This is a genomic window from Pseudomonas sp. TWR1-1-4, assembly GCF_049897165.1.
GTDB classification, from domain to species: Bacteria; Pseudomonadota; Gammaproteobacteria; order Pseudomonadales; family Pseudomonadaceae; genus Aquipseudomonas; species Aquipseudomonas canadensis.
This window is the reverse complement of sequence record NZ_JAFCVS010000004.1, coordinates 433,505-452,085: the sequence shown is the minus strand read 5'-3', so window position 1 is coordinate 452,085 and position 18,581 is coordinate 433,505. Positions and strand designations below refer to the sequence as shown.

The 18,581-nt window shown below is 60.0% G+C and carries 15 protein-coding genes; 10 read left to right on the top strand and 5 right to left on the bottom strand.

What is annotated here, in order from left to right; translation table 11 throughout:
- The first annotated feature begins 106 nt into the window (after positions 1-106).
- The gene (pdxB, locus tag ACP7C6_RS14185; protein ID WP_236321208.1) at positions 107-1,249 is read left to right on the top strand and encodes a 4-phosphoerythronate dehydrogenase PdxB; all 1,143 of its coding nucleotides are present in this window, start codon (positions 107-109) and stop codon (positions 1,247-1,249) included.
- Between the two features lie 53 nt (positions 1,250-1,302).
- Here the strand turns inward: pdxB and ACP7C6_RS14180 are convergent, their stop codons facing one another.
- Positions 1,303-1,476 carry a PA1571 family protein gene (locus tag ACP7C6_RS14180; protein ID WP_028619410.1) on the bottom strand — a complete coding sequence of 58 codons (174 nt, stop codon included), beginning with the start codon at positions 1,474-1,476 and terminating at the stop codon, positions 1,303-1,305.
- A 248-nt stretch (positions 1,477-1,724) separates the two neighbouring features.
- Between ACP7C6_RS14180 and ACP7C6_RS14175 the strand changes: the two genes are divergently transcribed.
- The gene (locus ACP7C6_RS14175; protein WP_161634134.1) at positions 1,725-3,512 is read left to right on the top strand and encodes an ABC transporter transmembrane domain-containing protein; all 1,788 of its coding nucleotides are present in this window, start codon (positions 1,725-1,727) and stop codon (positions 3,510-3,512) included.
- Between the two features lie 260 nt (positions 3,513-3,772).
- Here ACP7C6_RS14175 and ACP7C6_RS14170 read toward each other — a convergent pair whose 3' ends face one another.
- Positions 3,773-5,701, bottom strand: coding sequence for a transglycosylase SLT domain-containing protein (locus ACP7C6_RS14170; RefSeq protein WP_028619412.1), 1,929 nt, complete (start codon positions 5,699-5,701; stop codon positions 3,773-3,775).
- A gap of 213 nt (positions 5,702-5,914) precedes the next feature.
- Here ACP7C6_RS14170 and ACP7C6_RS14165 point away from each other — a divergent pair, with 213 nt between their 5' ends.
- Positions 5,915-7,834, top strand: coding sequence for an ATP-binding cassette domain-containing protein (locus ACP7C6_RS14165; RefSeq protein WP_028619413.1), 1,920 nt, complete (start codon positions 5,915-5,917; stop codon positions 7,832-7,834).
- A 159-nt stretch (positions 7,835-7,993) separates the two neighbouring features.
- Here ACP7C6_RS14165 and ACP7C6_RS14160 read toward each other — a convergent pair whose 3' ends face one another.
- Positions 7,994-8,434 carry a universal stress protein gene (locus tag ACP7C6_RS14160; RefSeq protein ID WP_305384169.1) on the bottom strand — a complete coding sequence of 147 codons (441 nt, stop codon included), beginning with the start codon at positions 8,432-8,434 and terminating at the stop codon, positions 7,994-7,996.
- Positions 8,435-8,539: 105 nt separating this feature from the next.
- Here ACP7C6_RS14160 and ACP7C6_RS14155 point away from each other — a divergent pair, with 105 nt between their 5' ends.
- From ACP7C6_RS14155 to ACP7C6_RS14125, 7 genes are all read left to right on the top strand, one after another.
- Entirely contained in the window at positions 8,540-8,977 is a 438-nt protein-coding gene (locus tag ACP7C6_RS14155; protein WP_028619415.1) for a hypothetical protein, read from the top strand.
- Between the two features lie 555 nt (positions 8,978-9,532).
- Positions 9,533-11,680 carry a fatty acid oxidation complex subunit alpha FadB gene (gene fadB, locus ACP7C6_RS14150; RefSeq protein ID WP_426108912.1) on the top strand — a complete coding sequence of 716 codons (2,148 nt, stop codon included), beginning with the start codon at positions 9,533-9,535 and terminating at the stop codon, positions 11,678-11,680.
- Positions 11,681-11,709: 29 nt separating this feature from the next.
- The gene (gene fadA / locus ACP7C6_RS14145) at positions 11,710-12,885 is read left to right on the top strand and encodes an acetyl-CoA C-acyltransferase FadA (RefSeq protein WP_016975260.1); all 1,176 of its coding nucleotides are present in this window, start codon (positions 11,710-11,712) and stop codon (positions 12,883-12,885) included.
- A gap of 97 nt (positions 12,886-12,982) precedes the next feature.
- Complete coding sequence (locus ACP7C6_RS14140) at positions 12,983-13,219, top strand: DUF1653 domain-containing protein (protein WP_028619417.1); 237 nt, start codon at positions 12,983-12,985, stop codon at positions 13,217-13,219.
- Positions 13,220-13,333: 114 nt separating this feature from the next.
- The gene (topA, locus tag ACP7C6_RS14135; RefSeq protein WP_236320156.1) at positions 13,334-15,955 is read left to right on the top strand and encodes a type I DNA topoisomerase; all 2,622 of its coding nucleotides are present in this window, start codon (positions 13,334-13,336) and stop codon (positions 15,953-15,955) included.
- A 206-nt stretch (positions 15,956-16,161) separates the two neighbouring features.
- A complete protein-coding gene (locus ACP7C6_RS14130) occupies positions 16,162-16,683 on the top strand; it encodes a DUF6586 family protein (RefSeq protein ID WP_016975263.1) in 522 nt (173 codons plus the stop codon).
- Positions 16,684-16,861: 178 nt separating this feature from the next.
- On the top strand, positions 16,862-17,095 hold the full coding sequence (locus tag ACP7C6_RS14125) for a hypothetical protein (RefSeq protein ID WP_016975264.1): 234 nt from the start codon (positions 16,862-16,864) through the stop codon (positions 17,093-17,095).
- A 315-nt stretch (positions 17,096-17,410) separates the two neighbouring features.
- On the opposite strand, the gene sulA is transcribed toward ACP7C6_RS14125, so the two are convergent.
- Together sulA and lexA are read right to left on the bottom strand one after the other, a co-directional pair.
- Positions 17,411-17,884, bottom strand: coding sequence for an SOS-induced cell division inhibitor SulA (gene sulA, locus ACP7C6_RS14120; RefSeq protein ID WP_028619419.1), 474 nt, complete (start codon positions 17,882-17,884; stop codon positions 17,411-17,413).
- Positions 17,885-17,894: 10 nt separating this feature from the next.
- Positions 17,895-18,503, bottom strand: a complete 609-nt coding sequence (lexA, locus tag ACP7C6_RS14115; protein WP_028619420.1) for a transcriptional repressor LexA — start codon at positions 18,501-18,503, stop codon at positions 17,895-17,897.
- Between the last annotated feature and the right edge of the window lie 78 nt (positions 18,504-18,581).

The following is an 18,581-nucleotide window of genomic DNA, read 5'->3' as shown; positions in this document are numbered from 1 at the left end:
GCGGATTCTACGCTTTGACGCACTGGTCAGGAAAAATCCTGTGTTAGGGATTTGTAAGCGCGGGTCGTGATCCCTGTACACTGCGGGTCCGCGAAAGGAGCCTGCCATGTTGATTGTTGCCGACGAAAATATTCCGCTGCTCGATGCATTCTTCCAGGGATTTGGCGAGATCCGCCGGGTGCCCGGCCGTTCCATCGACCGCGCCACAGTCGAGCAGGCTGACGTGTTGCTGGTGCGCTCGGTGACCAACGTTAACCGTGCGCTGCTGGAGGGGACGAACGTACGTTTCGTCGGCACTTGCACCATCGGCACCGATCACCTGGACCTCGACTACTTCAAGCAGGCCGGCGTCCAGTGGTCCAGCGCCCCCGGCTGCAATGCCCGTGGCGTGGTGGATTATGTGCTGGGCAGCCTGATGACCCTGGCTGAAATCGAAGGTGCCGACCTCACTCAGCGCACCTATGGCGTGGTTGGAGCCGGCGAAGTGGGCGGGCGGCTGGTCAAGGTACTCAAGGGCCTGGGCTGGAACGTGCTGGTGTGTGACCCGCCACGGCAGATTGCCGAAGACGGCGATTACGTCAGCCTGGAGCAGATCATCGAGCAATGCGATGTGATCAGCCTGCACACGCCGTTGACCAAGTCCGGCAATGGCTCCACCTGGCACCTGTTCGACCGCGAGCGGCTCAACCAGCTCAAGCCCGGCACTTGGCTGATCAACGCCAGCCGTGGCCCGGTGGTGGACAACGCCGCCCTGCGCGAGGTGTTGCTGGCGCGCGAAGACCTGCAAGCGGTGCTGGATGTGTGGGAGGGCGAACCTGAAGTGGACGTGGACCTTGCCGACCTGTGCGTGCTGGCCACGCCGCATATCGCTGGTTACAGCCTGGATGGCAAACAGCGCGGCACGGCGCAGATCTATCAGGCGTTCTGCGTGCACCTGGGGCAGGAACCGAGTATTCAGTTGAGTGATTTGCTGCCGCCGCCGTGGTTGGCCGAGGTGCAGTTGAACGCGTCCACCGACCCGGCCTGGGCGCTGGCGACCCTGTGCCGCAGCGTGTACGACCCGCGCCGGGATGATGCGGACTTCCGGCGGAGCCTGGTAGGAACGGTGGAAGAACAGCGCAGGGCGTTTGACCTGCTGCGCAAGAACTACCCGGAGCGCCGTGAGATTGATGGCTTGAAGGTGCGCATCAACGGTGAATCGGCGGTGCTATCGAACATCGTCGGCGCATTGGGCGCTGTGAGCGTTTAGACCGCAGTAAAAAACCCGGCCACCTGGGCCGGGTTTGCAAGAGCGTCGGCGCTTCAGCCTTGCTGGGCAGGCTTGACCAGTTTTTCGTCCAGTTCGCGGCAGGCTTGCTGGATCATCTCTTCGGTAATCTGCACTTCGCGGCCTTTGGCGTCGATGTACGAGCAAGGCAACTGCTGCGGTTGGCGGATCACTTCAATCTTGGCATCGCTGCTGTTCTGCAAGGTCATGGCCTGTCTCCTCATCAGGTTGTTTACCTAGTTTGCTTCTTGACTCTAAGCCGCCCGAGTGACCACGCTGTTACAACTCCCTGCAAGATCACCGGTTCGAATACCCAGTCCACCAGAAACCGCCTCGGATTTCCAGCCAGGGGTTAGACCGATAGCCTCTAGGGATAGGTATCGGCGGGCATAATTAACCTGACTCATTGTTATTTGCCCAAGTTCCCCCAATGTTGAGGACAGGTTCCTCACTGGTGATGCCCTCCATGTTCTCAGTCCGTCAACGCCGCGCGATCCGCCTGGCCAGCCGTTTCATCGCGCCCTACCGCTGGCACGCGCTCGGCGCCCTGTTGGCGCTGATCGTCACGGCCGGTATCACCTTGTCCATGGGGCAGGGCATTCGCCTGCTGGTGGACCAGGGGTTCATGACTCAATCCCCACACTTGCTCAACCAGTCCATCGGCCTGTTCATGATCCTCGTATTGGGCCTGGCAGTGGGCACGTTTGCACGGTTCTACCTGGTGTCGTGGATCGGCGAGCGGGTGGTGGCGGACATCCGTCGGCAAGTGTTCAACCATCTGATCTACCTGCATCCGGGCTTCTATGAAAATAATCGCAGCTCGGAAATCCAGTCACGTTTGACCACTGATACCACCTTGCTGCAATCGGTGATCGGCTCGTCGTTGTCGCTGTTCCTGCGCAACGCGCTGATGGTCATCGGGGGCATCGTGTTGCTGTTTGTGACCAACCCCAAGCTCACCAGCATCGTGGTGGTGGCATTGCCGCTGGTGTTGGCGCCGATCCTCATCTTCGGCCGTCGGGTGCGCAGCTTGTCGCGGCAAAGCCAGGACCGTATCGCCGATGTGGGCAGCTATGTGTCCGAGACCCTCGGCCAGATCAAGACCGTGCAGGCCTACAACCATCAGGTGCAGGACGAGCAGCGTTTCGCCGTGACCGTGGAAGACGCCTTCACCACCGCGCGCAAACGCATCACCCAGCGCGCCTGGTTGATTACCCTGGTGATCATGCTGGTGCTCGGCGCCGTGGGTGTGATGCTGTGGGTGGGCGGCATGGATGTGATCAGCGGGCGCATATCCGGCGGCGAGCTGGCGGCGTTCGTGTTCTACAGCCTGATTGTCGGCAGTGCGGTCGGCACCCTGAGCGAAGTGCTCGGTGAGTTGCAACGCGCCGCCGGGGCCGCCGAGCGGATCGGCGAGTTGTTGCAGTCGAGCAACGAAATCCAGGCGCCCGCCGCCGGGACCGTGCAACTGCCTGAGCGGGTCAGCGGCCGCATGGAACTGCAAAACCTGCGGTTTTCCTACCCTTCACGGCCCGATAGCTATGCTGTCGACGGCCTGAACCTGACCATCAATCCCGGTGAAACCCTGGCGTTGGTGGGCCCATCCGGCGCGGGCAAATCGACGATTTTCGACCTGTTGCTGCGCTTCTACGATCCCCAGCAAGGCTGCATCCTGCTCGAAGGCCATCCGCTGACCGAACTCGACCCTATGGACCTGCGCCGCCACTTCGCACTAGTGTCCCAGAGTCCGGCGCTGTTCTTCGGCAGCGTCGAAGACAACATCCGCTACGGCAACCCGACCGCCACTCGGGAACAGGTCGAAGCCGCCGCCCGCATTGCCCACGCCCATGACTTCATCCTGCAAATGCCCGACGGCTACCAGACTCACTTGGGCGACGGCGGCATGGGCCTCTCCGGCGGCCAACGCCAACGCCTGGCCATCGCCCGCGCGCTGCTGGTGGACGCGCCGATCCTGCTGCTCGACGAAGCTACCAGCGCCCTCGATGCCCAGAGTGAACACCTGATCCAGCAAGCGCTGCCGCAGTTGATGCAAGGGCGCACCACCCTGGTGATCGCCCATCGGCTGGCCACAGTGAAGAACGCTGATCGCATTGCGGTGATGGACCAGGGTAAGTTGGTGGCGATCGGGACGCATCAACAGTTGATTGCGAGCAATGCGTTGTATGCGCGATTGGCGGCGTTGCAGTTCAGTGATGGGGTGGAGGTCGCGAACAGCGAGGTCTAGGCAAGTTACCAAGCATTGTTGAGGGTTGCTGAGGGGGCTTCTGTGGTGAGCGGGCTTGCCCCGCGCTGGAGTGCGAAGCACTCCCAATTCAGTCGTCACGGTGTAGGTGTAGCCGAAAAATTGTGATATCCGGTTTTGGGGCTGCTACGCAGCCCAGCGCGGGACAAGCCCGCTCACCACAGAAAGCTAGCTGACCACCGCAGGCCCGCTTGCTATAGGGTTTTCAATCCCCTGGAGCAGGGGGACCTTCGGGCTAGGCCTTACTGATCATCAAAATACCGCTCATGCCAATCCACCAGCGGCTGGGGTGAATTGAGTTTCTGCCCGTAGATCACCGAATAAGACAGCACGTTCTGCACATACTGGCGGGTTTCGTCGAACGGGATGCTTTCAACCCACACATCGAAACTCAGGTGGTCTGCGCCGCGCAGCCACTGGCGTACACGGCCGGGGCCGGCGTTGTAGGCGGCGGAGGCGAGTACGCGGTTGCCGTTGAACTGGCTGTGCACCTGGCTCAGGTAGGCGGCGCCGAGCTGGATGTTCTTGTCCGGGTCCAGCACCTGGGCCGGGGAGGCCAGGGGGATGCTGAACTTGCGCGCGGTTTCCTTGGCGGTGCCGGGCATCAGTTGCATCAGGCCGCTGGCACCGACGCCGGAGCGGGCGTCGTCCATGAAGGCGCTTTCCTGGCGAGTGATGGCGAACACCCAGCTGGAATGCAGGCCGCGCACCTTGGCTTCACGCACCAAGGTGTCGCGGTGCGCCATTGGGAAGCGGATGTCCAGGTCGTCCCAGTATTGCGCCTGGCTGATGGTGCGGATCGCCGGGAAGTACCACTTCATGTCGTAGGCCAATCGGGCCTGGGCGACCATCTCGTCACGGTTGAAGTGACGGCTGACGTGGTACCACTCGCGACGGCCATCCACTACCTGGCCACGGGCATAGAATTCCAGCGCACGGCGCACGCCAGGGGTGTTGCGCACCTTGTTGACCAGTGCCTGGCTCATCAGCAGCGGCTTGTTCTTCAGCTGGTACGGGGCTTTGGAACGATCTGCCGCAAGGAAACCGTAGAAGTCACGCTCTTGCGCCAGGTTTTTGTACAGGACCAGCGCTTGCGGGTTCTTAGGTTCTGCCAGTTCCAAGCTGCGGGCCTGCCAGTAGCGCCAGCGGTTGGTGGTCGCCAAGTCCTGTGGGAGTTTGCGGGTCAACTGGTACGCATCTTCCCAGCGCGCCAGGCGCAGCAGCAAGCGCAGGCGCCATTCGGAGACGGTGTTGTCACGCAGTTCAGGGTCGTACTTGGTCATCACCTCTAGGGCGCGCGGGTCATAGCGCTTGGCCAGGGTGAGGCCGATTTCGCGGGCGATCGACACTTTTTCGTCACGCGAGAAGTGCATGCTGCTGGCGTAGCCGTCGAGCAGGGCCATGGCCTTGTCCGGATCCTGGCGTGCCAGGCGACGCAAGCCGAGGCCCACGGCGTCAGACATGGCCTCAGTGGCCGGCAGGAAGCGTGACGGGTCGCTGAGCATGTCGGGCTTCTGCGCCACGTCCACCATCAAGCGACCTTGGGCGCCGAGGGTGGGCAGGGTTTTCACCAGGCTGTTGGCCAGGGCGTAGTTGCGCGCTTCGGCGGCGAGCTTGGCGCGGTCCCAGATCTTCTGTTCGGTGAGTTGGCCGTCTGCCGCCCACTGGCCGAAGGTGACATCGCAGGCCGCCGGTTGGGACTTGCCAGTCATCCAGAGTTTTTCGGCGGTCTTATAGCCTTCCGCCTTCAAGTTGTGGGTGAGCTGGTACTGGCCATGCAGGCAGTCCAGCTCAACGAAATTAAGCTTGGCGTCGTAGTACTTTTCAAAGGTCTGCCAGTCACCACGCTCGGCCAGCCAGCGCAACCAGCGCAGTTTCATCCAGTTGGCCTGAGGCAGGTCGCCGTTTTTGGCGAGGAACTGCTCGATTTCCTGGTTGCTCGCGGTTTTCAGGCGTGCCGTCAGTTCGTCATAGGCCAGGTACGGTGTCAGCGGGTAATCGGCCAGGGCTTGGCTGTATTGCATGTACGGGCCGGTGTCGCCTTTGGCCAGGGCGCGTTTGGCTTCATCGTAATATTGACGTTGGGTGGTGAGGTCCACGGCCTGGGCGGATTGAACGGCGGTGGCGGAAAGAAGCAGACAGGATAAAAAGTTGAAAAGGCGACTGCGCATGAGACGTCCGTGCAGAGAAATCACGACTAGCATCGGCACCGCCGACACTGATTGCCCCTAGCTTAGCCTTTTGCCCGACGCAGACGAAAGCTTTGCCGGGCGGTTCGTTCAAGTTCGTAGCAAATGTCCTACAGAACGTGTCGGCAGCGAAAATGCCAGCCGCATCCCACCCCTAACTCAGGTAGAATGCGCGCCCAGTTTTTGGAGAAGCGTATGACCCTGCTCAAATTCAGCGATGTGTCCCTTGCTTTCGGCGCTATGCCGTTGTTGGACAAGGTGTCCTGGCAGATCGCCCGTGGTGAGCGGGTGTGCATCATCGGCCGCAACGGCACCGGCAAATCCAGCATGATGAAGCTGGTCAAAGGCGATCAGAAGCCTGATGACGGCTCTGTATGGCGCGCGCCGGGCCTCAAGATCGGCGAATTGCCGCAAGAATTGCCCGTGGCCGACGGACGGACTGTGTTCGACGTGGTTGCCGAAGGCCTCGACGGCGTCGGCGCACTGCTCGCCGAATATCATCACCTGGCGCAGAACTGCGTCACCGAAGACGACCTGAACAAACTGATGCACGTTCAGCAAGACCTCGAAGCCCGCGATGGCTGGCGCTTGCAGCAACTGGTCGACAGCACCTTGAGCCGCCTGCAACTGCCGGCCGACAAGACCCTCGCCGAGTTGTCCGGTGGCTGGCGTCGTCGCGTGCTGCTGGCCCAGGCCCTGGTGTCCGAGCCGGATCTGCTACTGCTCGACGAACCCACCAACCACTTGGACATCGGCGCGATTGCCTGGCTGGAAGAGGCCCTCAAGGAATTCCAGGGCGCCGTGCTGTTCATCACGCACGACCGTTCCTTCCTGCAAAACCTGGCGACCCGCATCCTTGAACTGGATCGTGGCGGCTTGATCGACTGGAACGGCGACTACGCCAGCTTCCTGGTGCACAAGGAAGCTGCGCTGGCCGCCGAAGAAACCGCCAACGCGCTGTTCGACAAGAAGCTGGCCCAGGAAGAAGTCTGGATCCGCCAGGGCATCAAGGCCCGCCGCACCCGTAACGAAGGCCGCGTACGCGCACTGAAAGCCCTGCGTGTCGAGCGCAGCGAACGCCGCGAGCGCACCGGCAAGGCGAATATCCAGCTGGACACCGCCGACAAGTCGGGCAAGCAAGTAATGGTGCTGGAGAACGTCAGCTTCCATCACCCGGACGGCCCGTTCCTGATCAAGGACTTCTCCATGGTCCTGCAGCGCGGCGACCGTATCGGCCTGCTGGGCGCCAACGGCACCGGCAAGACCACCTTGCTCAAGCTGATGCTCAGCGGCCTGCAGCCGACCAGCGGCACCGTGGAAGAGGGCACGCGCATCGACGTGGCTTACTTCGACCAGCTGCGCCACCAGTTGGACCTGGAAAAGACCGTGATCGACAACGTCGCCGAAGGCCGCGACTTTATCGACATCGATGGCCAGAGCCGCCACGTGCTCAGCTACCTGGGCGATTTCCTGTTCAGCCCGCAGCGTGCACGTACGCCGGTGAAAGCCTTGTCCGGTGGCGAGCGTGCGCGCCTGCTGCTGGCCAAGCTGTTCAGCAAGCCGGCCAACCTGCTGGTGCTCGATGAACCGACCAACGACCTCGACGTAGAAACGCTCGAACTGCTGGAAGAAGTGCTGCTGACCTTCAACGGTACCGTGCTGATGGTGAGTCACGACCGGGCATTCCTCGACAACGTAGTCACCAGCACCCTGGTCTTCGAAGGTGAAGGCAAGGTGCGTGAATACGTCGGTGGTTATCAGGACTGGCTGCGCCAGGGCGGCTCGCCGCGCCTGCTGGGCGTGACCGAGAGCAAATCCGGCAAGGCCGACTTGAACTCGGCCGTGGTGGCTCCGGTGGCGGCTGCTGCGCCGGTTGCAGAGGCGGCGCCAGTGGGCAAGAAGAAGCTCAGCTATAAGCTGCAGCGTGAACTGGAAGCCTTGCCGGGTGATATCGAGGCCAAGGAACAGCAGATTAAGACGGTAGAAGCGGACATGGCTGACGCGGGTTTCTACCTGCGTCCGGCGGCGGAAACCGCCAAGGTGATTGCCTCCCTGGAGAAACTGAACCAGGAGCTGGAAGTGCTGGTTGAGCGTTGGGCTGAGCTGGATGCCTGAGTGATTCCAGTGCATTAAAAAACCCGGTGTTCATCTGATGAACACCGGGTTTTTTATAGGAACCTGTAGGAGCCGGCTTGCCGGCGATTGCATTCTGTCAGGCCATACATCTGGCGGCTGACAGTCCGCTATCGCTGGCAAGCCAGCTCCTACAAGGGGTTATGCGTTTTTGACCAGCTTCACGGCCAGCACATCGCACGGCGCACCGTGCAGCACATCATTGGCTGTAGAACCCAGCAACAACGCCAAGCCGTGACGACCATGGCTACCCACCACGATCAAGTCGCAAGCCTTTTCCTTGGCCAGGTGGTGGATTTCCTGGCGAGGTTGGCCGTACGTCAGGTGGCAGTCTTCCTTTTTCAGGTGCGGGTATTTGAGAATCAAACGGTCCAGACGCTCCTTGGCCTGGTCAAATTGTTGTTGCTGCAACTGGGAAAGGTCCATGGGCACGTCGCCACCAAAGGCCATGGCCATTGGCTCGACGATATGCACCAGCGACAGTCTGGCGCCATTGGCCAATGCAGATTCCTGCGCGCGCTTGATCACCGGATCGCACTCTTCGGTCAGATCGACAGCGACCAGAATATGTTGGTAGGGCATGAGGCGTTCCTCCAAGGGACTGCAATATGTTCAGTATGGCTGCTTTCAAGCGGATGGGGTTGCGTCAGGTCAAATCCGCTCATCTAGAAATTCGGGAGTACACATATGACGGTCTGGATAGTGGTGTCAATCCTTGTGGTGGTTCTGAGCCCCCTGGCATGGTTGCGCCCGTCGCGCCATCAGAGCGGGCGCATGGCCCTGCGCATGGAGGCGCGCCGCATCGGCCTGGCCATGCAGTTGTCCCCCCAGGAATGGCCGCATTGGCTCAAGCAGGAGCCACCGAGCCCGTGCGCGCAATACTGCCGGCCACGGCGTGGCAGCACACCGGCCATTTGGAGTTACTGGCAGCTGGAGCCCGGAGTCTGGGTGAATCAGTGGCGTGAAGTGTGTGTCGATGAAAAGTTGTTGCCGCATTTTGCGACCTTGCCGGACAACGTCTACAAGGTCGAAGCCGACAAGCAGATGATCGCCCTGTATTGGGGCGAGAAGGGCGAGGCGAGCGTGTTGAAGGCTATCGATACGCTGCTCAAGGCCTTGGCCTGACACCGACCCTGGCGGCCTGCGACAACCCCCTGTAGGAAGCCCGGCTCCTACAAAGGGCGTGCAAATCATGGAAAACGGCAGGCAATAAAAAGCCCGACATCATCATCGGGCTGGAGTTGGCCAGGCAGGCCGGTAATTCTGTGTTCCCTGCGTCGGAAGTTCATCCAGGCGCGGTAAGGTTGTCGCTAGCCTAGCGGCATATCCCGTTCTGTACAGCCTTTTCCCTCATTTTTTCCATTATTGATTTCGTGAATATTTGAATATTGACGAGTCGCGGGCTTATGGTCGGGGTTCTGAAATGACTGGAAAGTCGCGTTTTTCCTAGCCTTTCGAGCGATTGACAATTGCCCGGAATTGGATGAAGGTGGCGTACCCAAATCAAACGGGCGTATGAATTGAGCGTTTGTCTGTCAGACCGCTCATACAGAATCCCGACTATCGCATTGGCGGGTGTGCCTGGCGGATTGGCATGAGCATTGACGCAACTGTCAGTGTCCAGCCAGAGGCCAGCGTCCAATGTGTACTGTTCAGCTTCCATATCGTGGAGATCAGTTGATGATTTACGAAGGTAAAGCCATCACGGTTAAGGCTCTTGAAAGTGGCATCGTCGAACTGAAATTCGACCTCAAGGGTGAGTCCGTCAACAAGTTCAACCGTCTAACCCTGAATGAATTGCGTCAGGCCGTAGACACCATCAAAGCAGATGCTTCGGTCAAGGGCGTGATCGTTTCCAGCGGCAAGGACGTGTTCATCGTCGGCGCTGACATCACCGAATTCATCGACAACTTCAAGCTGCCCGATGCCGAGCTGGTGGCTGGCAACCTCGAAGCCAACAAGATTTTCAGCGATTTTGAAGACCTCAACGTACCGACCGTCGCCGCGATTAACGGCATCGCGTTGGGCGGTGGCCTGGAAATGTGCCTGGCGGCAGACTTCCGCGTCATGTCGGCCACGGCCAAGATCGGCCTGCCTGAAGTCAAACTGGGCATCTACCCAGGTTTTGGCGGCACCGTGCGCCTGCCGCGCCTGATCGGTGCCGACAACGCCATCGAGTGGATTGCCGCCGGTAAGGAAAACCGTGCTGAAGACGCGCTGAAAGTCGGTGCTGTCGACGCTGTGGTTGCCCCGGAAAAACTGGCCGAAGCCGCATTGAACCTGATCAAGGGCGCCATCAGCGGCGAATTTGACTACAAGGCCAAGCGTCAGCCGAAGCTGGAAAAACTCAAGCTCAACGCCATCGAACAAATGATGTCGTTCGAAACCGCCAAAGGTTTCGTGGCTGGCCAGGCCGGCCCGAACTACCCGGCACCGGTTGAAGCGATCAAGACCATCCAGAAAGCCGCGAACTTCGGTCGCGACAAAGCTCTGGAAGTGGAAGCGGCTGGCTTCGTCAAACTGGCGAAAACCTCCGCAGCCCAGAGCCTGATCGGCCTGTTCCTGAACGATCAGGAACTGAAGAAAAAGGCCAAGGCCTACGACGAAATCGCCAAGGACGTGAAACAGGCTGCCGTACTCGGCGCCGGTATCATGGGCGGCGGTATCGCCTATCAGTCGGCGTCCAAAGGCACGCCGATCCTGATGAAAGACATCAACGAGCACGGTATCGAGCAAGGCCTGGCAGAAGCCGCCAAGCTGCTGGTCGGTCGTGTGGACAAAGGTCGCATGACCGCTGCGAAAATGGCTGAAGTGCTTAACGGCATTCGTCCTACGCTGTCCTACGGCGATTTCGGCCATGTCGACCTGGTGGTCGAAGCCGTTGTCGAGAACCCGAAGGTCAAGCAAGCCGTGCTGGCCGAAGTGGAAGCACAGGTTAAAGACGACACCATCCTGGCGTCCAACACCTCGACCATTTCCATCTCGCTGCTGGCCAAGGCCTTGAAGCGTCCGGAGAACTTCGTCGGCATGCACTTCTTCAACCCGGTGCACATGATGCCGCTGGTGGAAGTCATCCGTGGCGAGAAGTCCAGCGAGCTGGCCGTTGCCACCACCGTTGCCTACGCCAAGAAAATGGGCAAGAACCCGATCGTGGTCAACGACTGCCCGGGCTTCCTGGTCAACCGCGTGCTGTTCCCGTACTTCGGCGGTTTCGCCAAGTTGGTCAGCGCCGGCGTGGACTTCGTGCGCATCGACAAAGTCATGGAGAAATTCGGCTGGCCAATGGGCCCCGCGTACCTGATGGACGTGGTCGGCATCGACACCGGCCACCACGGTCGCGATGTGATGGCTGAAGGCTTCCCGGACCGCATGAAAGACGACCGCCGTTCGGCGATCGACGCGCTGTACGAGGCCAAGCGCCTGGGCCAGAAGAACGGCAAGGGCTTCTACGCCTACGAGGCGGACAAGAAGGGCAAGCAGAAGAAAGTGGCCGACCCGTCGGTGCACGAAGTGCTGGCTCCGGTCATCTACGAACAGCGTGAGGTGTCCGACGAAGACATCATCAACTGGATGATGATCGCCCTGTGCCTGGAAACCGTACGTTGCCTGGAAGACGGCATCGTCGAAACCGCCGCCGAAGCCGATATGGGCCTGGTGTACGGTATTGGTTTCCCTCCATTCCGTGGTGGTGCGCTGCGTTACATCGATTCGATCGGTGTGGCCGAGTTCGTTGCCCTGGCTGATCAATACGCTGATTTGGGCCCGCTGTACCACCCGACCGCGAAGCTGCGTGAAATGGCCAAGAACGGCCAGCGCTTCTTCGGTTAAGTGCCCAGACGACTAGAGCGAGAATATTTATGAGCTTGAATCCAAGAGACGTCGTGATCGTCGACTTCGGTCGTACGCCGATGGGCCGCTCCAAGGGCGGCATGCACCGCAACACCCGTGCCGAAGACATGTCGGCACACCTGATCAGCAAACTGCTGGAACGCAACGTCAAGGTCGACCCAAACGAAGTCGAGGACGTGATCTGGGGCTGCGTCAACCAGACCCTGGAGCAGGGCTGGAACATCGCGCGCATGGCGTCGCTGATGACCCAGATCCCGCACACCGCGGCCGGCCAGACCGTCAGCCGCCTGTGCGGTTCGTCGATGAGCGCGCTGCACACCGCCGCCCAGGCCATCATGACCGGCAACGGTGATGTGTTTGTGGTCGGTGGCGTGGAGCACATGGGCCACGTCAGCATGATGCACGGCGTTGATCCTAACCCGCACATGTCGCTGTACGCGGCAAAAGCCTCGGGCATGATGGGCCTGACTGCGGAAATGCTCGGCAAAATGCACGGCATTACCCGCGAAGCCCAGGACGCGTTCGGCCTGCGTTCCCACCAACTCGCCCACAAGGCGACTGTGGAAGGCAAGTTCAAGGATGAAATCATCCCGATGAACGGTTATGACGAGAACGGTTTCCTGAAACTGTTCGACTACGACGAAACCATTCGTCCGGATACCACCCTGGAAAGCCTGGCCGCGCTGAAGCCAGCGTTCAATCCAAAGGGCGGCACCGTGACAGCCGGTACTTCGTCGCAAATCACCGACGGTGCTTCGTGCATGATCGTGATGTCGGCGCAACGTGCCCAGGACCTGGGCATCCAACCGCTGGCCGTGATCCGTTCGATGGCTGTGGCAGGTGTGGACCCGGCAATCATGGGCTATGGTCCTGTACCGGCCACACAAAAAGCCTTGAAGCGCGCAGGCCTGACCATCAACGACATCGACTTCTTCGAGCTCAACGAAGCTTTCGCCGCACAGGCCCTGCCCGTGTTGAAAGATTTGAAAGTACTCGACAAGATGAATGAGAAGGTTAACCTGCACGGCGGCGCGATTGCCCTGGGCCACCCATTCGGTTGCTCCGGTGCGCGTATCTCCGGCACTTTGCTTAACGTGATGAAGCAAAATGGCGGCAACCTAGGGGTTGCAACCATGTGCATTGGTCTCGGCCAAGGCATTTCCACCGTCTTCGAACGCGTCTAAGCGTTGGGTTGACGGAAGCCGGGGCCCAGTGCCCCGGTTTTTGTTTTTGGGTGGTTTTGTATTTTTTTTTTAACAAATTTTGTAAGAGTGCCAGAGCATGAAAGTCGAACCAGGGCTCTACCAGCATTATAAAGGTCCGCAGTACCGTGTTTTCAGTGTGGCACGCCACTCCGAGACCGAAGAAGAAGTAGTGTTCTACCAAGCACTGTATGGCGATTACGGCTTTTGGGTACGCCCCTTGAGCATGTTTGTGGAGACCGTCGAGGTTGACGGCGAGCAGGTCCCGCGCTTTGCTTTGGTCCAGGCCGAACCCAGTCTTTTTTCAGGGCAATAACGGCAGGTCGCGCAGAATGCTGCGCTTGACCTCACCTTGTTGCCACTATATATAGCGTTGCCGCGACAGGCGCCAACTGCCTTTCACTTCTCGAATTCAGGAATTTTCCGATCCATGGGCAAATCGCTGGTCATTGTGGAATCCCCGGCTAAGGCCAAGACCATCAACAAGTACTTGGGCAACGAGTACGTGGTGAAGTCGAGTATCGGCCATATCCGAGACCTGCCCACCAGCGGTTCGGCTAGCGCCAGCAAGGAGCCTGCCGCCAAGCGCGGCAAGGCGGCTGCGGGCGAAGGTCCGGTGCTCACCCCTAAAGAGAAAGCGCGCAAGCAGCTGGTCTCGCGCATGGGTGTGGACCCGGATCATGGCTGGAAGGCCAAGTACGAAATCCTTCCAGGCAAGGAAAAGGTCATCGAAGAGCTGCGCCGGCTCGCCAAGGATGCTGACACCATCTATCTCGCGACGGACTTGGACCGCGAAGGGGAAGCCATTGCCTGGCACCTGCGGGAAGCCATCGGCGGTGATGACAGCCGCTACAAGCGTGTGGTGTTCAACGAAATCACCAAGAAAGCCATCCAGGAAGCCTTCTCCAAGCCGGGCGAACTGGACATCGACCGCGTCAACGCCCAGCAGGCCCGTCGCTTCCTCGACCGCGTCGTGGGTTATATGGTTTCGCCGCTGCTGTGGGCCAAGATCGCCCGTGGTCTGTCGGCCGGTCGTGTGCAATCGGTTGCGGTGAAGCTGGTGGTGGAGCGTGAGCGCGAGATTCGTGCGTTCATCCCCGAAGAGTACTGGGAAGTCCACGCCGACCTCGGCACTGCCAAGGGCGCCAACGTGCGCTTTGAAGTGGCCCGCGAGAACGGCGAGGCCTTCAAGCCGCTGAACGAAGCCCAGGCCATGGCCGCGCTGGAAAAGCTCAAGTCTTCCAGCTACAGCATCGTCAAGCGTGAAGACAAACCGACCAGCAGCAAGCCATCGGCACCGTTCATCACATCCACCCTGCAACAGGCCGCGAGTAACCGCCTGGGCTTCGGTGTGAAGAAAACCATGATGATGGCCCAGCGCTTGTACGAAGCCGGCTACATCACTTACATGCGTACCGACTCCACCAACCTGTCGGTAGACGCGGTCGCGATGGCGCGTACCTATATTGAAGAAGAGTTCGGCAAGAAGTACCTGCCGGAGAAGCCGAACGTCTACAGCAGCAAGGAAGGCGCACAAGAGGCTCACGAAGCGATCCGTCCTTCCGACGCCAACACCACGCCTGCCAAGCTGAGCGGCATGGAGCGCGACGCTGAGCGCCTTTACGAGCTGATCTGGCGCCAGTTCCTGGCTTGCCAGATGCTGCCAGCGCAATACCTGTCCACCACTGTCACCGTGGCGGCCTCCGATTTTGAGCTGCGTGCCAAGGGCCGTATCCTCAAGTTCGACGGTTACACCCGTGTGATGCCGCAAATCGCCAAGCCTGGCGATGACGACGTGCTGCCGGACATGGCCCAGGGCGACACCCTCAAGCTGATCCAGCTCGACCCGTCCCAGCACTTCACCAAGCCGCCGGCGCGTTATTCGGAAGCCAGCCTGGTAAAAGAGATGGAAAAACGCGGTATCGGTCGTCCGTCGACCTATGCAGCGATCATCTCCACCATTCAAGACCGTGGCTACGTTGCGCTGCACAACCGTCGTTTCTACTCGGAAAAGATGGGCGACATCGTGACCGAGCGCCTGTCCGAGAGCTTCTCCAACCTGATGGACTACGGCTTCACTGCCGGCATGGAAGAGAATCTCGATGACGTGGCCCAGGGCGAACGCGACTGGAAAAACGTGTTGGACGAGTTCTACGGCGACTTCAAGAAAAAACTCGAAGTAGCCGAAAGCCCTGAAAATGGCATGCGCGCCAACCAGCCGGTGATGACCGACATTCCGTGCCAGACCTGCGGTCGGCCGATGCAGATTCGTACGGCGTCCACTGGCGTGTTCCTCGGTTGCTCGGGCTACAGCCTGCCGCCGAAAGAGCGCTGCAAGGCCACTGTCAACCTGGTGCCGGGTGATGAAATCGCCGCCGACGACGAGGGTGAGTCCGAGTCGCTGGTACTGCGTGGCAAGCACCGTTGCCCGATCTGCAGCACGGCGATGGACGCCTACCTGCTGGACGAGAAACACAAGCTGCACATTTGCGGTAACAACCCGGATTGCAACGGCTACGAGATTGAAGAAGGTACCTATCGCATCAAGGGCTACGAAGGTCCGAGCCTGGAATGCGACAAGTGCGGCAGCGAGATGCAGCTCAAGACCGGCCGCTTCGGCAAGTTCTTCGGTTGCACCAACCCGACCTGCAAGAACACCCGCAAACTGCTGAAAAGCGGTGACGCGGCGCCGCCGAAGATGGACCCGGTGAAGATGCCGGAGCTCAAGTGCGAGAAAGTCAACGACACCTACATCCTGCGTGACGGCGCTTCGGGGTTGTTCCTGGCGGCCAGCCAGTTCCCGAAGAACCGCGAGACCCGCGCGCCGTTGGTGCTGGAGATCGTGCCGCACAAGGATGAGATCGATCCTAAGTACCACTTCTTGTGTGAAGCGCCGAAGAAGGACCCGGATGGTCGTCCGGCCGTGATCCGCTACAGCCGCAAGACCAAGGAGCAGTACGTGCAGACCGAAGTGGACGGCAAGCCTACCGGCTGGAAAGCGTTCTACGACGGCGGCAAGTGGAAGGTCGAGGATAAGCGCCAGGGCGCTTGATCGGCTAATCTGCCAATGACAAAGGCCGCCTTCACAGGCGGCCTTTTGTTGCTGTAGAAGCGAGGGGGGCGCCTAGCCCTTGCTCGCGAAAATCGTTAACGATAACGCGGGAAGCCAGGTACATAATGGCGTCCTTAGGTTTTTCGCGAGCAAGCTCGCTCCTACACAGCCAGCATTGCGCCTCTTTCGTTGTGGAGATTGCCGTCATGGCCAACGAACTCTATACCCGTACCAATCAGAAAATTTACTTCGCGGGTCTATCCCTGGAAGCCCTTGGCCGCGCCGAGGAAGGGAAAGAGATGAATGCCATCGCGCTGGTCCAGGCGGGGCGTGAAGCTGCGTTGTTTCACCTGTACGGCGCCTTGCTGGGTTTGTGTCATGAAATCGCTGGGTTTTACCGCCTGCCCCAAGCGGGTTCACCCCGTGCAGAAATGATCATGAATCGTGAAGTGCTGGATGCGATGGCCATTCCTGAGCTGGCAGAACTGGTTGAAATGGCTCAAAGCCCGGACAGTTGGGTGGCGCGTTTGCTCAAAGCGCATGCGGATATGTTCCAGCCACCGCGTATTCCGCATGTGCCCAAGGGTGATGTGACGCAGCCGCTGATCGTGGCGGTTGCGGTGGAAGAGGAAGAACCCAAGCCGTTGAGCCGTGAAGAGCTGGAGGGCTGGCGTCAGGAACTGAAAAAGATGGCGCTGCGCTTTCGCGAAGGCCTGAACGAATGCTGATCCCCTCGTAGGAGTCGGCTTGCCGGCGATGCAGGTATCTCGGAGTGTGAGGCGCAACGCGTTGTAGCCATCTAAGCCGGCGACCATTCATCAAGCTGTCAACAAACCTGTTCAGATCCTCTGCGGGGCTGGGTGGATGACTGATATAATCCCGGCCTTTCGTGGAGAACAGACTTTTATGCCAACGTCCTTTCTGGAAATTGTTGAGTTGCCTGACGGCCGAATCGAGCTGCGCCGGGCTGAGGACGAGGGTTCTCTGGTTATCTTGGATTTTTCCGAAGACGCCAAGCAGTTCCTGCAAGGCCAACACGTGGAAGTGGCTAAAGCCATGTTGAGCGTGGGCGTGCAGATGGCCGGTCGCCTGGCTGAAGGCGAGCCGGAGAAAGACGAAGGGCCGCGGGTTCTTCACTGAGCCCTGTGGTTAGGGGTTCTGTGGTGTTAGGCAGGCTTCTGGAGTGAGCTAGCTTGCTTGTGGCGAGTGGGCTTATTGTGGTCAGTGAGATTATTGTGGTGAGTGGGCTTGCTGTGGTGAGCGGGCTTGCCCCGCGCTGGGCTGCGCAGCAGCCCTAAATAGATTGACGCAGTACATCAGGTATTCCACGGTGCTTGGTTTTGGGGCCGCTTCGCAGCCCAGCGCGGGGCAAGCCCGCTCACCACAGAAGCCCGACCACAGAAGCCCGCATGTCACAGAAGCCCGTATGTCACAGGACTTCGGCCGATCAGGCACTCAGCCCAATCGAATATTCAAACTCTGCGCATCACCCGTACGAGCGGCGCTGATCAGCTGCTGCTTGGCGCTGACACTCAGTGGATTCAACCAGCTCACCACGGTATGGCTGCGGCCCAGGCGAAGTGCTTCGCAGGTCAACTGTTGGGCACTTTGCGCGCCGCGTGGCTGCAGCAGCAGAATGCGCTCGCGGTTGAGGCCGGCATCCCGCAGCCAGGCCTGGGTCAGGCTGGCGGGTGGGGCGATCAGCGTCAGCCAGCGGGCATCCTGTTCCTCGCTCAGATCACGCAGGATCGGCGCCAGAAGGCTCAGGCAACTCCCCGCTGCACCGCGCAACGACAATTCACTGAACGCCTCAGGTTCGGCGCCCCAGGGCGCCTCGACCGTTTCCTTGAGGATAGGCGCAAGGGGTTGGGCCATGAAGGCCTCGAACAGCGACAGTTGAGTGTGTTGTGGGGTGTGGACGAGTTGCATGATGCCTCCTCTAGCGGCGAATGACGCCGACGCTCAAGCCTTCGATCACCAGGTCCTGATCTTTCAGGTTCACTTCAATCGGGGCGAACTCAGGGTTCTCGGCCAGGAGCCAGACCTTGCTGCCTTCGCGCTTGAAGCGTTTGACGGTGACTTCATCGCCGATACGGGCGACGACGATTTGGCCATTACGGGCTTCGCGGGTGGTGTGGACGGCCAGCAGGTCGCCATCGAAGATGCCCACGTCCTTCATGCTCATGCCATGGACGCGCAACAGGTAGTCGGCGCGAGGATGGAAGAAGGTCGGGTTGATGTTGCAGGATTCCTCGACGTGCTGCTGCGCCAGGATCGGCGCACCGGCGGCGACGCGGCCGATGATCGGCAAGGTCGATTCGTCGACCTTGGCTTCGAAGCCAGGGATGCGAATACCGCGCGAGGCACCTGGGGTCATCTCGATCGCGCCTTTGCGAGCGAGGGCCTTGAGGTGTTCTTCAGCGGCGTTGGGGGACTTGAACCCCAGTTCCAGCGCAATTTCCGCTCGTGTCGGCGGGTAGCCGTTGTCATCGAGGCAGCGCTTGATAAAAGCCAGAATCTCAGCTTGGCGTGGCGTCAGTTTTAGCATGTTGATCGCTCTGTCTTTTTATACAGTGACTGGGATTATATACAGTGAACTGCGCTTGGCAATCATCCTTTTCTGCCC

Excerpts from the sequence above, each read along its gene's own strand:
- sulA (WP_028619419.1), bottom strand. The coding sequence starts at position 17,884 with ATGCAACTCGTCCACACCCCACAACACACTCAACTGTCGCTGTTCGAG.
- ACP7C6_RS14125 (WP_016975264.1), top strand. The coding sequence starts at position 16,862 with ATGCCAACGTCCTTTCTGGAAATTGTTGAGTTGCCTGACGGCCGAATC.
- ACP7C6_RS14165 (WP_028619413.1), top strand. The coding sequence starts at position 5,915 with ATGACCCTGCTCAAATTCAGCGATGTGTCCCTTGCTTTCGGCGCTATG.
- fadB (WP_426108912.1), top strand. The coding sequence starts at position 9,533 with ATGATTTACGAAGGTAAAGCCATCACGGTTAAGGCTCTTGAAAGTGGC.
- pdxB (WP_236321208.1), top strand. The coding sequence starts at position 107 with ATGTTGATTGTTGCCGACGAAAATATTCCGCTGCTCGATGCATTCTTC.
- ACP7C6_RS14180 (WP_028619410.1), bottom strand. The coding sequence starts at position 1,476 with ATGACCTTGCAGAACAGCAGCGATGCCAAGATTGAAGTGATCCGCCAA.
- ACP7C6_RS14140 (WP_028619417.1), top strand. The coding sequence starts at position 12,983 with ATGAAAGTCGAACCAGGGCTCTACCAGCATTATAAAGGTCCGCAGTAC.
- lexA (WP_028619420.1), bottom strand. The coding sequence starts at position 18,503 with ATGCTAAAACTGACGCCACGCCAAGCTGAGATTCTGGCTTTTATCAAG.
- ACP7C6_RS14175 (WP_161634134.1), top strand. The coding sequence starts at position 1,725 with ATGCCCTCCATGTTCTCAGTCCGTCAACGCCGCGCGATCCGCCTGGCC.
- ACP7C6_RS14155 (WP_028619415.1), top strand. The coding sequence starts at position 8,540 with ATGACGGTCTGGATAGTGGTGTCAATCCTTGTGGTGGTTCTGAGCCCC.
- fadA (WP_016975260.1), top strand. The coding sequence starts at position 11,710 with ATGAGCTTGAATCCAAGAGACGTCGTGATCGTCGACTTCGGTCGTACG.
- ACP7C6_RS14170 (WP_028619412.1), bottom strand. The coding sequence starts at position 5,701 with ATGCGCAGTCGCCTTTTCAACTTTTTATCCTGTCTGCTTCTTTCCGCC.
- ACP7C6_RS14130 (WP_016975263.1), top strand. The coding sequence starts at position 16,162 with ATGGCCAACGAACTCTATACCCGTACCAATCAGAAAATTTACTTCGCG.
- topA (WP_236320156.1), top strand. The coding sequence starts at position 13,334 with ATGGGCAAATCGCTGGTCATTGTGGAATCCCCGGCTAAGGCCAAGACC.
- ACP7C6_RS14160 (WP_305384169.1), bottom strand. The coding sequence starts at position 8,434 with ATGCCCTACCAACATATTCTGGTCGCTGTCGATCTGACCGAAGAGTGC.